Annotated in this window: 13 protein-coding genes; all 13 read right to left on the minus strand. The window is 46.0% G+C overall.

Annotated features, from left to right (window positions below):
• Positions 1-8 precede the first annotated feature (8 nt).
• On the minus strand, positions 9-1,022 hold the full coding sequence (locus tag LKO28_RS09220) for a hypothetical protein (RefSeq protein WP_227694510.1): 1,014 nt from the start codon (positions 1,020-1,022) through the stop codon (positions 9-11).
• Between the two features lie 2 nt (positions 1,023-1,024).
• The gene (locus tag LKO28_RS09225; protein ID WP_227694511.1) at positions 1,025-1,360 is read right to left on the minus strand and encodes a hypothetical protein; all 336 of its coding nucleotides are present in this window, start codon (positions 1,358-1,360) and stop codon (positions 1,025-1,027) included.
• Positions 1,361-1,389: 29 nt separating this feature from the next.
• A complete protein-coding gene (locus LKO28_RS09230; protein ID WP_227694512.1) occupies positions 1,390-2,277 on the minus strand; it encodes a hypothetical protein in 888 nt (295 codons plus the stop codon).
• A 21-nt stretch (positions 2,278-2,298) separates the two neighbouring features.
• Positions 2,299-2,952 carry a hypothetical protein gene (locus LKO28_RS09235; protein ID WP_227694513.1) on the minus strand — a complete coding sequence of 218 codons (654 nt, stop codon included), beginning with the start codon at positions 2,950-2,952 and terminating at the stop codon, positions 2,299-2,301.
• Positions 2,953-2,978: 26 nt separating this feature from the next.
• The gene (locus LKO28_RS09240) at positions 2,979-4,364 is read right to left on the minus strand and encodes a hypothetical protein (protein WP_227694514.1); all 1,386 of its coding nucleotides are present in this window, start codon (positions 4,362-4,364) and stop codon (positions 2,979-2,981) included.
• A 54-nt stretch (positions 4,365-4,418) separates the two neighbouring features.
• On the minus strand, positions 4,419-5,903 hold the full coding sequence (locus tag LKO28_RS09245) for a WG repeat-containing protein (RefSeq protein WP_227694515.1): 1,485 nt from the start codon (positions 5,901-5,903) through the stop codon (positions 4,419-4,421).
• Entirely contained in the window at positions 5,900-6,580 is a 681-nt protein-coding gene (locus LKO28_RS09250; protein ID WP_227694516.1) for an OmpA family protein, read from the minus strand. Before LKO28_RS09250 ends, LKO28_RS09245 begins: the two co-directional genes overlap by 4 nt.
• Positions 6,581-6,634: 54 nt before the next feature.
• A complete protein-coding gene (locus LKO28_RS09255) occupies positions 6,635-6,805 on the minus strand; it encodes a hypothetical protein (RefSeq protein WP_227694517.1) in 171 nt (56 codons plus the stop codon).
• Between the two features lie 23 nt (positions 6,806-6,828).
• Positions 6,829-8,130 carry a hypothetical protein gene (locus LKO28_RS09260; protein ID WP_227694518.1) on the minus strand — a complete coding sequence of 434 codons (1,302 nt, stop codon included), beginning with the start codon at positions 8,128-8,130 and terminating at the stop codon, positions 6,829-6,831.
• Positions 8,131-8,191: 61 nt separating this feature from the next.
• Positions 8,192-10,144 (minus strand): tetratricopeptide repeat protein, encoded by a 1,953-nt coding sequence (locus tag LKO28_RS09265; protein ID WP_227694519.1) that lies wholly within the window; start codon positions 10,142-10,144, stop codon positions 8,192-8,194.
• A 94-nt stretch (positions 10,145-10,238) separates the two neighbouring features.
• Positions 10,239-13,043, minus strand: a complete 2,805-nt coding sequence (locus tag LKO28_RS09270) for a hypothetical protein (protein ID WP_227694520.1) — start codon at positions 13,041-13,043, stop codon at positions 10,239-10,241.
• A gap of 3 nt (positions 13,044-13,046) precedes the next feature.
• Positions 13,047-13,535 (minus strand): hypothetical protein, encoded by a 489-nt coding sequence (locus tag LKO28_RS09275; RefSeq protein ID WP_227694521.1) that lies wholly within the window; start codon positions 13,533-13,535, stop codon positions 13,047-13,049.
• 20 nt (positions 13,536-13,555) lie between these two features.
• The gene (locus LKO28_RS09280; RefSeq protein WP_227694522.1) at positions 13,556-14,977 is read right to left on the minus strand and encodes a tetratricopeptide repeat protein; all 1,422 of its coding nucleotides are present in this window, start codon (positions 14,975-14,977) and stop codon (positions 13,556-13,558) included.
• Between the last annotated feature and the right edge of the window lie 45 nt (positions 14,978-15,022).

Here is a 15,022-nt window from a genome sequence, read left to right on the forward strand (position 1 = left end):
CTTTTGTCTCATATATTTTCTTTTTCTAATAAGGTAGCATTAGCTATATACAATGCAAAGTAAGGGCTTTCCATATCGGCTTTCTTCATCACGATATAGAACGGCTTGTCGAAGATGAGTCTTTTGGGCACGGGTGTGTGTGCCGGAGGAAAAGCACCATCGTTGACGATAATTTCTGCCTCGGTTTTCATGCTAACGCCATGCTCATTCAGCTCAAACGCAATCTGCTGGGTAGCATCGGCAATGGTATATTTCTGCTGTCTGACGAAAAATTCAGCTTTTAAAAACTGTTGGAACTGATGGTGCTGATCAAAGTTTACCTTCGGGATAACGACTTCGTCCAGGTCGGTTAGTTGATGACGCCAGTCGTTACCTTCGTGTCGGCAAGCGGCTACCAGATCGGAATACATCTGCTGGAAGGTGCTGTATGCCGAGTCCGCCTTGAAGAGAAAGAGCTCGTGCTCTTGCTGCGGCGGGGTAAGGCGCAGGATAAAACGATTGTCATCGCGGTATGCTGCGATATGGAGCTGGTTGATATAGGCCGGATTCTGAAATCCTCGGGTACCGAAGGCGTTGACGATGATGTCGTCAAAAGGAAGCCCTTGCGGAAAATCCTCAAAAGAGGGAATAAACGAGAGGTTTACCTCCTGCTTGGTTTTTACATGAAGAAACTGTCCGCGCCGGGTGATATCCCGTTCATAATCGTCTTCGTCCAATGTGCTTTCCACTGTTTCGCTAACGTCTAGCATACGGAGATCGGCGGATTTCGTATGTACGCCATCCAATAGGTTGAGTTCTTTGCGGACAGCCTGCCAGGCCAGCGGTAAGCTCGCGGCATACACGGCGTTCCGGCCTGTTGGAAGCTCCTGCTGCATGGTAGGTCCAAAGTATAGGTCGACGCTATCTGGCGTGGCTGCATAAACGGTTTGATTGATAGGGGACGATTGGCATCCGATGGTCAGCAGGCTAAGCAGTACGCACAGCTTGATCAAGTATGTTTTTATATCGAATAGAGTGTCCATGTCTATCTCCTTTCTTTTATTTCGATAACCAGGCTGTCTTCACCGACAACCCACCTGTAATGTCTGCCTGATTCGCCTACATAATATAGGGAGCCTACTTCCTGCTTTGTACCCGCTTTGTAGGTGCTGATTGTAAACGGACGACCGGGACCATAGGTTTCGTATGCTCGTTGTTCGCCGGCCCGTAGGGTACACAAGGGGTGTGTATCCCGACCTTCGCCATAGTCACAGCCATGGTCTGCCCCAGCCAAGGTAATGTCGAAATCGTATGCATTATGTACATGTATGGTAAAAGGGGGGATACCATCTCTCTTGCAGCTTTGAATAGCTAATAACATATATAAAATCCCGATATAAAAAGAAGCTTTCATTTTTCTCCTCCAACAAACCCGGCCAACCACTCGACAGCCAGTTTAGTGCCTGTTTCGTTCAGCAAAAAAGCGACCGTCTGCTGGATGCTGGCCAGTGTCAGCTGCTGATCTCCATTTTGTATTATACTGCCGGTTAGTTGCGGGTATGTTCCTTCGACACCAAGCGTTATCCGCGGAATGGCTACCCGGTCATATGGTGTCCAACTGTAACGCCATAGACGATCCGGGACGGTCATGTCGGCGCGGCCGTGCTGAATTTCGTCTTGCTGATCGGCATACATAGCGGCTAGCGTCGGGTATTTTTTATCAGTCCGGTAGAGCAGTACTTGTTGCGAACGATCGGTAGGGAGCAAGCCGAGGATAAAGTGATCGTTGTCTCGGTATCGGTGGATTTCCAGTTTATGCCGTAGCTGATGAAAGGAATAATTGCTCATGCCAAAGGCGCGGACAGGTATGTTCTCAAATACCATCTTGTATAAGAAGGTTTCAAAATGTGGTTCAAAACGGAGGCTGACATCGAGGGAGGCGGTCAGAAATAGCTTGTCGCCTTTCTGATGGATGACGGATTGAAACTGTTTTGTATGGATCGTGTTGTGGTCGACCGCATGGGCGAGCCGGTTGAAGGCTTGAGATGGCTCATCGGTATTTACTGTTTTTCCGAATTGCTGTTCCACGGATGGCCAGACGAGTGGAAGGCTGGCGTACACGGCATTTTTGCCGGGCTCAATCGCTTGTTGCATGGTTGATAACCATAGCGTATGAGGATAACTTGCCGGCGGTAAGGTAGCCGGCAGCTGTTGGAGCCGGCTTTTTGTTGTGACACCGCAGGATACGGCGACAGTAACAGTAGCAATGAGCATGACAAGTAATGTCTTTCGTTTCATATCAACACCTCCTATATATAACTAACGGCCTTCTACGGGACAGCCCTGTGTAAACTGGTCAATATCCGGCCCGACTATAAATCCACGGGCTTTCAGATAAGTATCGTTCAAGGGCAAATGCTCGTCAAAAACCAACAGATGGATATTACCCCGGTTGCAGATAAAGAACGCAAATCGCCCGGTCGCATCCACCCAGAAGATATACTCCGGCAGCTCGGGGTCCAGCCGGCTCAGCCAAAAGAATGCAGCGATCAGGCGTTCCATCTCCACTACCGGGACAGACAGCGCTTCTGAATAGGTGTCTGTTCCCGTTAAGCTGTGCAGGATGTCGCGTGCTTCCAGTATTCTGGCATCATCGTGTTGTGGATGGCCATATAGACTATACCTATGGCTTGCCAACAGCAGTAGGCTATCGCAGTGAAGATCGCTCAATACGTTTTGCAGGGCTTTGGTCAACGTTGCCGGATAGCTAATGATATCGTCATGCGCCCAGGTGATGATGTAATTGCCGGCATAATCCATGGGAGTCGCTTCCAATGCCAGCGCATCATAAGCCGGATCGTTCGGGTCGTTATATTCCGGGTCAAAAAACTGCTGCTGAAAATCGGCTATCAGCGAAGCGATGACAGGGTGGGTTTCAAATACCTGTTTTCGGGTGATCGTTAGCGTGTTCATGATACGTTCTTTTTTCCTTTTGCTGTTTACTCCGTTTCCACAGGAGGTTGTTTGCTTTTGTCCGCTTCCGTTCCGGGAGATGCAGGCTTTTGCTCCTGTTCGGTAACGGGCGGATTCTCTTTTTTAACTGTGTTGCTTTTGGGTACCACTCTTTTGACTATGGCCGGTTTGCTGCTCTCCGTTTCTGTTTTGATGGAGACGACTTCTTTTTTTACGGCTTGTGCTGCCGGATTTGTAGCGGTGTTGTTCGCTACGGGTTTCCGGGCATCTTTTATTTTTCGTATTTCCTGTATAAGCTCGTCCTTTTCTTTCTGGGATGCGCTAACAAGACGCATACCTTCGCTGATTTCTTTGGGCTCGCTATTGACGAACAGGTCAATACCCGTGAACTCTCCTTTTGCATTGATGCTGAAAATATTCTGATAGGGGAATACGTATTTTTGGCCTCCGTCCAGTTTTTCCAGCTGAATATTCGCTTTGCCCACGTTGATATCATACCCCGGTAAGTGCTTTTGCAATATTGCTTTGATTTTCTCCTGAGGGGATGGTTGCGGCATTGCCGGTTCTTCTTCTGTTTGTTGCGAAACGGCTGTTGGTGTTTCTGTTATTTCAGGTTGAGCTGAGCTACGGGCTACGTTCGTTGCAGAAGACTGGGTTGTTTCCACTTCTACATGGGTCGTAACATTGTCATCCGGTTTGCCGTTATCGTCTCCGTCTGTGCCGGAACCTCTACCTATCCAGATACCGATCGCCAGAAGTGCGATGGCAACAATGCTCAGGATACCGTAGATGCGTTTGTTGACCGGTTTGGATACGGTATTTGCCGCATAAACCGGTTCATCGATATCTTCCACTTCAAGTTTTCCGACGGGATCAACCTCCTCTATGGCAACGGCTTCTTCTTGCTGCTCAGCCAGCATCTGGCTCGCCAATAGATAGTTGATGGCCACATGGAGAGAGGTCTCTGCACGGGCAATCTCCTGTCGGTAGGGCTCTTTGGAGGCTTCGAGCCCGACCTGCTCGATGGCTTCTTCCAGCTCTGTAACATATTGTGTGTAGCGCTGCTCGGCCAGTGCCGGACTGTCCTGTGGGTACAATGCGAAGAATGCCAGTGCTTCATCGGTTGTTAGGGTATCGTCACTTCCGATGGAGTCTCCGTTTTCTTCTACATAACCTTTACCGAGGGAGAGCAAGGCACCCATATCCGCGATAATAGGATTGTCCGTAGCAACTTTATAGGCTTGTTCTAATTCCCGTAAATGCTGCTCATGCACGGTTTTCATCCCGTCGGTGAGCGTGCGGTCGTGTTGCACGTCACTCTGCGTATATCGTGCGGCAAAACGCATACGTATGGTTTCGATGTCGGCATCTTCCGGCAACGAAAGGTTTTTGAAAGCTTGTTCTTTAGTCATTTTTTTACCTTTTCACCATTTATCATTAACTCCTAGTTTCTGATCTTCAGTATCTTAATCTGGACAATCATCCACACATTTACCCTGTTTGTTTATATAGAATGTTTTTCCATTTAAATTTACTTTTGCACTTCCTTTGTAAAAATATTCTGCGTCATCATATTGAAAAGGAATAACGACATGTCCTGTTGTATCAATATATCCCCAGAAGTTACCCAACTTAACAGCAGCAAGGCCATCGTCTTGGAAATGAACAGCAGCATCATACTTGAAAGGTACAACTGTTTTATTGTTTCTATTAACAAATCCCCACTTACCGTCTTTCATTACACAGATTAGCCCTTCTTTGGAAATAAGTGTTCCCCAAGCATCCGTATGAAAGCTATCGTAGTTTATGGGTAAAATCTTATCTCCATTCGAACTAAAAAAGCCTATTTTATTATTTACTTTTACTTCATAAAAACCAGAAGAAAAGCTTCTCACGCCATTACCACGTGTTAACGTCTTTGATATATTTCCTGTTTTATCAATAAAACCCCATGTTTCTTTGTTCATCTGAACAAATGCTTCTCCACCAGAAAATGCACCAGCCAGTTCATAACTTATTGGTATCGTAGTCGTTCCTCGTGAATCCATGTATCCCCATTTTCCTCCTGACAAATATTTGGCTCCGATGTTAACGGCGACTAAGCCCTCTGAAAAAGAACCTATATTATCGTATTTTAAAGGAATGACTATATTTCCTTCCTTATCTACAAAACCATATTTGGAATTTACACTTACTTTCGCTACTCCATCGGTAAAATCCCAAACGTTATCATACTTGTCTCTCCAGTTTGTATTCGTGATGATTTGAGGTTTGTCACCAAGATTGAGGTCAGATGGGACAGAAGTTTCTTTTTCCGCTGTTTGTTCCATCGTCTTTTTACTGATTTGGGCTAGGGAATCTTTTGCTGCCTGCGCAAAGATGCCCTCGGGGTATTCTTCGAGATAGAGTTGATAGGCTGCTTCATTGTTGCCAGCTGATGCACTTTGCCACATGATAGAATCCTGATGGACATCTGTATTCGCAATTATCGGATTTTCATTGTGATTGGATAAAAAATAAGCTCCCGCCAAAACAACGATAGCCCCTGCGACTATACCAACAAATAATCCTGTCTTGTTTTTTTGTTGGGCAGGAGGCGACACATCAACGACGGGTGCATGCTCTTGTTCTTTCTTCTGGTGTGGTGACGGCGGGGGAGATGCTTGCTGTTGTGATACTTGTGTTTTCGCTTCGTCTCCCGTTGGATCGAATGTTTTTTCGGTATGCGGAAGCGAACCGGAATCATCCATGCCCGCACTTTCGTTCAGCATGGCATAAGCTTCTTCCAACTCCATCAAATGCGCTTGTAACTTCTGCCGCATATCTTCCCGAAAGGCGCCATCGATCTGCACTTGAAATTGGTTGTGCATCCGCTGGAACTTCTGCCGCACTACCTGTAGGTCGGTACCTACTGGTAGTTCTAGTTTTTCGTATGCTTGTTCTTTGGTCATTTTTGTAGCTTTTGCATGTTATCTGCCATCTCTTTGACAATGTCGTTATTCTCGGGAAAAAGAGCTCCGTGCAGATTGAACTGCACGCGCGAAGCAAGCCGTGTCAGTTCCTCGGAAAACTCTCCGTTGTCGTCCTCTTGATCCCTTTTACGAATGTCTATTTCCAATCGGTTATTATTAGTATAGCAATCCGCTTCCGTCTCGTCAAAACACCTACGGTAGCTGCTTACCAGACCCTGCACCAGCAGGTTTTTTGATGAAATGCCTTGATTAATGAGATACATACGGATAGCGTTGCCCCGGTTTTTGGAATAGACGAGCGCGTCAGTATCCGTTTGTCCGGATTCATAGCTATGTACGCGGATGTTATATTGATAAGCCCCATCGTATTCCCTCATAATCTGTATGATTTGGTCCAGCGCGCGGATAGAAGCAGTAGGCAATACGGTGCTGTCGTATTGAAAACGAATCGCTTCGGCAAAATGGTTTAGCTTTTCGCGGAGTTCCTGTAGCTTCGGATCGGGTTCCTGTGAGCTTTTCGCTTCCGTGCTTCCATGCGGGTGGGGGAGCAGACTACTTTTTGCGATAACCGTGCTACTGAAAAACAATACGGCAAATATCAGATAGCTGCATAACGTGAAGGATTTTCTTCTTGATTTGTATGTTTTTCTATTCATCCTCTTTTTGTTTTTATTGAATAACGTTAATGATCCATATACTTCTTAATATGCTTACGGTGGTTCGTTGCAATATGCTTTGTAGCGGTACCAGGCATCTTCTAATCTTTGCCAATATTCCATGATACTCCCCGGGATGACCTGCATGGTTGTCGATACCGAGGTGCTAGCGAGCGCAAAGATTAGCCATAGGGTTTGGAGGAGAATGAGAAACGGTGTTTTCATATTCATTGATATACTGACCCTCTTTAATTTAATATGTTATTTATTTTGTCTTTTAGGTCTGTAAGATCAACTTTAGTGATTTTAATATTATGAAAATTACCGGTTTTCTCCCATAGACTTGCTTTGTGTTGATGACCAAACTCTTTTATTTCCTGTACTATACTCTCCCATTCTTTAAATTCTACAGTAGTGAAATCACCAGTGGACTCGCTACATTGTAATTTTAATGGGCTTGAGTAGAAAGTCTTTGACAAATCACTGCTATTGATGGTAGCTTCGCCGTGGATAGTAACATGGTATTTATCCGGGGAATAATTAGCTCCTGTTATTTCTAAAGGAATGCCATTGGATTTAATCTGGGCTATATTCGAGGAAGTGGTGTTATATCCCGTGATAACTAAATTAATAAGACCTCCTTGAATCATGGTGCCTAGTGCTTTATAAACAGTCCGGAATTCCAGATAGCCCGAAAACCCGTCTTGATTGGAAAAATAGACCTTGTGATCGCGATATCTGTTGGGATTTATACTTCTCACGGTTTTCTTCGGTTGATTAGGGGCACTTGTCTGATTGTCAAGTATACGCTTTTGTTGTTGGGTGAGCCGACGAGCGGCTTCCTCGTCTGCTTGCTGTTGTGCTTTTTTCGATAATTCCGCTGCTTTGGCGATTGCCCGTTCGTTGATGCGGGCGAGTGAGTCTTTCGCTGCCTGAGCAAAGATGCCATCGGGGTATTGGTCAAGGTAGTGTTGATAGATTGCTTCGTTGTTGTCGACCAAAGTACTTTGCCACATCATAGAATCTTGGCGTGCGACAGCGGTTGTCGTTGTGGGATTCTCTACCACTTCGCTCCGGTTGTTTATAAAGTATGCTATTCCCAAGATAGCGGCCACCCCTGCAGCTATACCAAGCAACAGCCCGGTATTGCTTTTTTTCTTTTCCGAAGATGTGTTGTAAACGGGTGGTGCGTGCTCTTGTGGTTGTTCTTTCTCCTGTCGTGGTGGCGGAGGAGGAGGGGCTTGCTGCTGTTCTTTCGGCGCGTGCTGTTGCGATGTTTGCGTTTTTGTTTCGTTTCCCGTTTGATCGAATGTCTTCTCAGTACGTGGCAGGGAAGCGGAATCGTCCATGCTTTTGCTCTCATTCAATACCGCATAAGCCTCTTTCAGCTCCTCGAGCTGTTGCTCTTTACGCTTCCGCATGGCTTCGTTGAATGCACCATCAATCTGCACTTGGAAATCGTTGTGCATCTGCTGGAACTTCTGCCGGACTACCTGTAAGTCTGTACCTACCGGTAACTCTAATTTTTCGTATGCTTGTTCTCTTGTCATTTTTTGGATATTGGAGATTAGAAATTGGAGAGTGGAAATTTCTAATCTCTATTTTCTATTATTAAGAACCCGTGTATCCTTTCTTCTTAGCGATAGCAAAATATTCATTTGCTTTTTCGGTGTCTTGAACTATACCATGACCACCTTCTCGGTAAATCTGGCCTAATCGATATTCCGGAAAACCATTGTTCAAACCGAATTCAAGTGATTTTAACAAGTATTTTTCGGCCTGTATATAATCGACATCGACACCAAAACCACCGAAGTACATAAAACCCAAGTTAGCTGCCGCCGATCTCTCTTTTTTATCAAAGGCGATGAGCCATAATCTTTTTGCTTCTGCGTAGCCGCCACCACCACATCTACCTGCAAAATAATGGAGCTGTCCAAGCCTAAAGTATGCGTAACCGTCCTGTCCTAAATCGATTCCTTTTTGGTAAAGTTCTTTAGCCCTACAATAATCCTTTGTTTCTTTTTCGATATCATAGCCTAAGTCAGTTAAACGCTCAGCAGACCACTTATTGCCGCTCTTCGCCGCTTGCGTATAAAATTTTTCTGCTTGCTGGAAATCTTTGTCCATTCCCAATCCGTAATGATAAGCTCTTCCCATGCTCGCTTGTGCCGATGTATTTCCCTGAGCAGCAGATTTTCTATACCACTTGACGGCTTCGCTCTCACTTTTGGTGACACCCTTGCCATCTCTGTACATATTACCCAAGTTATTTTGTGCAATGTCTAACCCTTGATTAGCAGCTTTAGTATACCACTTTACAGCTTCGGCTTCGTCTTTTGTGATGCCCTTGCCGTCTCTGTACATTACACCGAGATTGTTTTGCGCATGTACATAACCCTGATCGGCTGCTTTTCTGTACCATTTGACAGCCTCACTGTCGCTCTTACTGACACCAAGACCATTTTCGTATTTTAAAGCTAGATTGTATTGCGCATTAGTATTTCCTTGGTTGGCGGACTTTGTGTACCACGGAATACAGGCTTTATATCGTTCTAACCAATCATAAGCTCTAGCGATATGCAGTTGAAAGATAGCGTTCCCATGATAAGCAGGATACCTATCGATCATCTGGATAACTTCCTTATAACGTTTCAACCCATGTAGCGCTCCGGCCAAATAAGGCACCGCATTGGTATCCCCGGCGTTTAGAGCTTCACGCAGCTTAGCCTCCGCTTGCTTGTATTGTTCCTTGTCCACTAGTTTTCTCCCCTCTTGGATCAGTGCTTTGGTATGGGCAGAAGATGAAGCCTTAGTAGCAAGTTCTGTTTTTTGCAGTTCCGGATCGGCGGCGGTCACAATGGCGTGTTCCTTCGCTTCTTCTACGATGGTCGCGGCGTAATCTGCACCTTTCAACTGCGTCAATGAATCGGTAGCCGTTTGTGCGAAGATTCCCTGTGGATATTGTTTAAGGTAATGTGCGTAGGAAGTGGCATTGCCACCTGCCAATGCGGCTTCCCAAGCGGTAGAATCTTGACGGGGGTCGGCTGTAACGGTTGAAGGAACAGTACTTCCCGAGCGATTGGACAGAAAATAGAATCCGGCCAATACCACGATAACCGCGGCAGCAATACCGATAAACAGCCCGGCATTGCTTTTACGTTTTGCAGGTGGCGGCGTGTAAGCCGGTGGTGCCTGCTCTTGTGGTTGTTCTTTTTCCGCTCGTGGTGGGGGCGGGGGAGGTGCTTGCTGCGGTTGCGGCTCTTTCAGCGCGTTCTGCTGCTGTGCTGTTTGTTTTTTCGCTTCGCCTCCGGTTTGATCGAACGTTTTTTCCGTACGGGGTAGGGAAGCCGAATCGTCCATACCCCTGCTTTCGTTCAACACGGCGTAGGCTTCTTTCAGCTCTTCGAGTTGCTGCTCCTTACGCTGTTTTAGTTCAACGTTAAAAGCACCGTCGATCTGCACCTGGAAATCGTTGTGCATCTGTTGGAATTTCTGACGGACTACCTGTAAGTCTGTACCTACCGGTAGTTCTAGTTTTTCGTATGCTTGTTCTTTTGTCATAGTTGTCATTGCCTATTGAATAATTGACAGTTTTTGTATAGTTTGTTGTTTATTAACATTATGGTCTACATTTTTGGTAACTAATCACACAGTCCTAATCTCTTTCTTTTTTCCAAAAAGTAAGCAGGGGCATATCGAGGAATACCCCGGCCGAGAACCTGCCAGGATTCCACTGATAGCCTGCATTGAATGCTAACGGTAATTTTCCAAATGAACCATAGGAAACATGAAGTCCAGGGGATAATATGCGCTCAAACTGCACCACGTCTTCTTGGTCTTCCTGCGTTCCAAGCAGACGATAGTTAATCACATTACCAATGTCGATGACACTCCCCATAACAGATAGCGATTGTCCTCTACCAAGACTCATGGTATATTCGAGGCCGGTCGGCGCAATGATGGCTCCCGTACTCCCCTTTTGTTCTCCTTTTAAATAAATATTAGCACCTATCCCAGCATAGGCCGTCAACATCATCGATCGCGAATGAATACGTTTTGTCCGGTAGCTGGCAGGCGGCATAGCATAGTTGGCAATGATGTTCTTGACGTCGCTAGAATTTTGGGCGACCGATACTTCCCCCGCTATATACATGAGGTCATGCGCCAGATCGACGGTACGTGTATCCAACCGTACATCGGAGTGTTTCGTCATTTTCTTGAGTTCGGGTACGATAAAGAGCATAGCCTGAACATAAGCTCCTTCTTTTAACATAAACCAAGCATCGACACTTTTTCGCGCACTTCGGGTCAATTGGTCGATACGCAGTTTATAGCCATACGATGACATGTCGTCCCCTTCCGGAATCTGTGTCAGCGAAATATCATACAAGATATCATTGCCGACCAGAAGCAGTTCGGCGATATGGTTGATCACGTCGTTGAAGAGGCTTTTTTGATAGAGCCGGTATCCCTGGTAATCCGATTGAGGAAGGGTGGCCATCAGCCTTTGCAAGTTGGTTACCTGTTGCTTGCCCAGACGGTAGCTGTGGTAAACTTTCTGTACCTTTTTTGCAGCCTCCTCCATCTTGACCCTACCGACCAATGTCGGGTCGATAGCAAATGCTACGAACATCTTGGAAAGCAACTCAATCGTTTCGTTATCTTCGTAAATGGTTGCGAGGTCATACTTCTGCAAATACCCGATCAATTGCGTGGTGAACAATAGTCCCTGACGGATGTTGATTTTGTCATGCGTACCGGCATTGGCAAAGGCATATTTGCTGACCTGTTGGCTCAGATACTCAAAAGAACGCTCAAGGTCTCCGGTATTCATCAACCGGTCAAAAAGGTCCATAAACATCAGCAAAGTATATATGCCTTCGGATACAGGATGCTGCTGATCATGATCGAAATAATGTTTAAGAGAATTGGGTAACCGTTGCAGATCCCGCTGAAAGGCCGCCTTGAGCGTAGCCATATCCGGAAAGCTTTGGCGATCATCCATCAATTCGCCGACATGGGCAAACAGCACATCCTTGATAAAACAAAGGTAATTGTCCGGATAATTTTCACAATTGTGGTCAGTAAATACCTGATCGTTTAGGTTTTCTAAAAAGGCGTACACGGCTTCTTGTTTTGCACGGTCGATGACGTAGTCCGTGAAACCGAGAATAAGGGCTTGTTCCATATTCTGTGTCATCTGCTTGCGCACGGTGGTATTCAAAGAGGTGAGATCTCCTGCTGTAAAACCTTGTGTCATGTAGATACCCGAAAGGCTTTTGACGGGGAAGGTATTCTTACTTTCTTCTATTGTAGTAATGATCTTCTCTTCCATGTTTTTCTGGATTTCTGGCAGATACGCATTGTCTGGTGATATGGCTAATGTGCCCACAAGTGTCTTGATTTCCTTGATACTGTCGTTAGTGCTTACTTTTTTTCCTTGAAGGAGTGTATATAGCCGTTCAAGGCGACTTATTGTCGATTTGAGGCTTGCGTTGTCCATACCACCCTGTTTGCCGCTTGACAGGATAGCTGACATGCCGTTTTCGCTAGGTTTATAACCCCCAAGTTTTGCCAAGCTATAAATTTGTTGTATTATCAAGGCGGCCTCTACGGTATCTTGGATTTTCGTCGGCGTTGATGGCGATAGTATAGACCAAGTTGCCTCCTGGACAAAATGGTCAAATGCTTTGCTGATATTCGCCGAGTCGATACGTCCCTCTTTGGACTGTAGCCAAAAGAGGTGACTGTTGGTCGCAAAGTAAGCGTGCTCCAAGGCCGTGCGGTTGCGCAAACTATCCAGCACAGGAATGTTGTTGGTGTAAGTAGGCGAAGCCTGTATCACATAAAGATTATTCTTCGTACGCAATTGTATGGACTGGATGAGGCGGGAAAGATAGTTTTTATAGCCTGCGAGATCCGTAATAGGATCGGGAGCGTTTGCCTGTTTGTCTGTTAACGACTTTTCGGCAATATTGCCGCTACCAAAATTCACATCCCTATCGTCCAATAGCCCATCTGTAAAGATAAATACGCCTACAGATTCGGATCGGTTTGTGTCCGTTCGTACCGCCTGCTGTATAGCCTCCAATGCGGTGTGTATATGGCTGTACCGCTGACTTCGGCTGCCGCTGGTTTTATCAATAAACCCTTGGGTGGACGGATTGTCGCTGTGTGCGTCAAAGGGATTGTACCGCATACTGTCTGTAGTCGACGCGTCGCCACCAAACCCAAAGAACTCAAAAATAATTGGTGAGGTCAGTTTTTTATCTTCCCGGTTGATTTTGAGCAGGCGCTCGGCCATCTGTTGAAGATTGTGGGTATTATCGTGTATGCCTATACTACCCGATTGGTCGTAAGCGACATAGAATTTGACGATGTCGGTTGACTGCGCCTTGGTGGGGATGGCCTGTGTCAGCAGGAAGCAGCAGCATGCTATGGCTTGATAGATCTGTTTCATGGCTTAGCGGTGTTTCGTGTCGTCGATCAATGTAGCACCTTTCTGCCTAGCATAGCGTTTCAACAGGTTGAGGAACTGCATACTCTCGTGATTTGAGGCATCTTTTAGTACCATCGCTTGTCGTTGGTAATCGGCTTTTTCGGCTTCTTTTCCGACCACATAGATTTCCCCCTTTCTGTAGCTGATATTGGCGATACATTTCCAAGGTATCTTTAACGTGTCACGGCGGACAGTCTGGAAATAGATGGCTGTGTTATCGAATCGTACTTTAGAATTACTTACTTTAGAATTTTTTACATAACGTGCATCCCAACGTACCGCTTGGATTTGTATGGTGTCTAATTGTAGTAAATCAGAAAGATTTTTTTCGTGTTTTTGCGAATGGTGGGTCTTGTTTTTGGCTTTTTGTGCTGTTGTCTCTCCAAAGTAGCTAAATATAATTAGCAGGAAGCAGCATGACCTAATGAATAAAGGGTGATAATATAATTTCATAACATGATGTGGTTTTAAAGTTAATAATCTGTTATCCCCCTTCTTTTTAAATTACTAATCGCGGTTTGGTGTCCTTGTTTTGCGGCTTTCTCAAACCATTTGATGGCTTCGGTTTCGTCTTTAGTAACTCCTAAGCCCTCAGCGTACATTGCCCCTAGATCGTTCTGAGATGTTAGGTGCCCTTGGTCAGCAGCTTTTCGGAACCATTTGACCGCTTGAGTGTAATCTTGTGTTACCCCACGACCCACACGGTACATAGTGCCCAAATTGTGTTGTGCAGCGGCATTTCCTTGATCGGCTGCTTTACGGTACCATTTAATGGCTTCAGTCTCATTTTTGGTAACGCCCACTCCGTTAGAATAGTTCCATCCGGCATTGTATTGCGAATTAGCGTTTCCCTGATTCGCTGCTTTAAGATACCAACTATGTGCTTGCTTCTTATCTTGTTGTACTCCAAGACCTTCGTCGTACATCCAGCCTAAACGGTTTTGTGCAACTGGGTGTCCTTGTTCTGCAGCAGGGCGGATGAATTTGAGGGATTCGGTGTAGTTTTTATTGTTGTAGAGTGCATCCCCTTTTTGGTATAATGCGTTAGCATCCATATTGGCAGGGGGTATGGTTTGTTCAGCTGGTTTTGATACTGCGGCTTGTTCCTTTTTCTCCCGCTCCAACTGCTCGATACGTGCTTGTTGTTCGGCTAATTTACGCGCGGCGGCATCGTCCTGTTGATTCGCTGGCTGTGCCTGTGCCGGAGGGGTGTCCTGCGGTTGGGATGGTGTAGTTCCGCTGCTCGCCATTTTGATACTCCCGAGCGAATCTTTGGCGGCCTGTGCAAAGATGCCCTCGGGATATTGCTTGAGGTAATGCAGATAGGTAGCTTCACTGTTCCCGGCCAATGCGGCTTCCCAAGCGATAGAGTCTTGATGCGGATCTGCTGTTGCTGTTGAAGGAACGGGACTTCTCGAGCGATTGGACAGAAAATAGAATCCGGCTAGTATTACAATGACGGCGGCAGCGATACCGATAAACAACCCCGCATTGCTTTTATTTTTTGCAGGAGGTGTCGTGTAAACGGGTGGCGCTTGTTCCTTCGGCTGTTCCCTTTCCGGCCGTGGTGGCGGGGGAGGAGCTTGCTGCTGTTCTTTCGGTGCGCTATCCTGCTGCGTTGTTTGTTTTTTCGCTTCGCCTCCCGTTTGGTCGAACGTTTTCTCTGTACGGGGCAGGGAAGCGGAATCATCCATGCCCCTGCTTTCGTTCAACACGGCGTAGGCTTCTTTCAGTTCTTCGAGTTGCTGCTCCTTGCGTTGTCTCATGCCTTCATTAAAAGCCCCGTCGATCTGCACTTGAAAATCGTTGTGCATCTGCTGGAATTTCTGACGGACTACCTGTAAGTCTGTACCTACCGGTAGCTCTAATTTTTCATATGCTTGTTCTTTGGTCATAGTTGTCAGTGATTAGTAATCAGTGGACAGTAGTCAGTTTCTATA

Source organism: Sphingobacterium sp. FBM7-1, from assembly GCF_020687765.1.
Lineage (GTDB): Bacteria > Bacteroidota > Bacteroidia > Sphingobacteriales > Sphingobacteriaceae > Sphingobacterium.

Excerpts from the sequence above, each read along its gene's own strand:
- LKO28_RS09230 (WP_227694512.1), bottom strand. The coding sequence starts at position 2,277 with ATGAAACGAAAGACATTACTTGTCATGCTCATTGCTACTGTTACTGTC.
- LKO28_RS09265 (WP_227694519.1), bottom strand. The coding sequence starts at position 10,144 with ATGACAAAAGAACAAGCATACGAAAAACTAGAACTACCGGTAGGTACA.
- LKO28_RS09240 (WP_227694514.1), bottom strand. The coding sequence starts at position 4,364 with ATGACTAAAGAACAAGCTTTCAAAAACCTTTCGTTGCCGGAAGATGCC.
- LKO28_RS09255 (WP_227694517.1), bottom strand. The coding sequence starts at position 6,805 with ATGAAAACACCGTTTCTCATTCTCCTCCAAACCCTATGGCTAATCTTT.
- LKO28_RS09260 (WP_227694518.1), bottom strand. The coding sequence starts at position 8,130 with ATGACAAGAGAACAAGCATACGAAAAATTAGAGTTACCGGTAGGTACA.
- LKO28_RS09270 (WP_227694520.1), bottom strand. The coding sequence starts at position 13,043 with ATGAAACAGATCTATCAAGCCATAGCATGCTGCTGCTTCCTGCTGACA.
- LKO28_RS09220 (WP_227694510.1), bottom strand. The coding sequence starts at position 1,022 with ATGGACACTCTATTCGATATAAAAACATACTTGATCAAGCTGTGCGTA.
- LKO28_RS09280 (WP_227694522.1), bottom strand. The coding sequence starts at position 14,977 with ATGACCAAAGAACAAGCATATGAAAAATTAGAGCTACCGGTAGGTACA.
- LKO28_RS09245 (WP_227694515.1), bottom strand. The coding sequence starts at position 5,903 with ATGACCAAAGAACAAGCATACGAAAAACTAGAACTACCAGTAGGTACC.
- LKO28_RS09225 (WP_227694511.1), bottom strand. The coding sequence starts at position 1,360 with ATGTTATTAGCTATTCAAAGCTGCAAGAGAGATGGTATCCCCCCTTTT.
- LKO28_RS09235 (WP_227694513.1), bottom strand. The coding sequence starts at position 2,952 with ATGAACACGCTAACGATCACCCGAAAACAGGTATTTGAAACCCACCCT.
- LKO28_RS09250 (WP_227694516.1), bottom strand. The coding sequence starts at position 6,580 with ATGAATAGAAAAACATACAAATCAAGAAGAAAATCCTTCACGTTATGC.
- LKO28_RS09275 (WP_227694521.1), bottom strand. The coding sequence starts at position 13,535 with ATGAAATTATATTATCACCCTTTATTCATTAGGTCATGCTGCTTCCTG.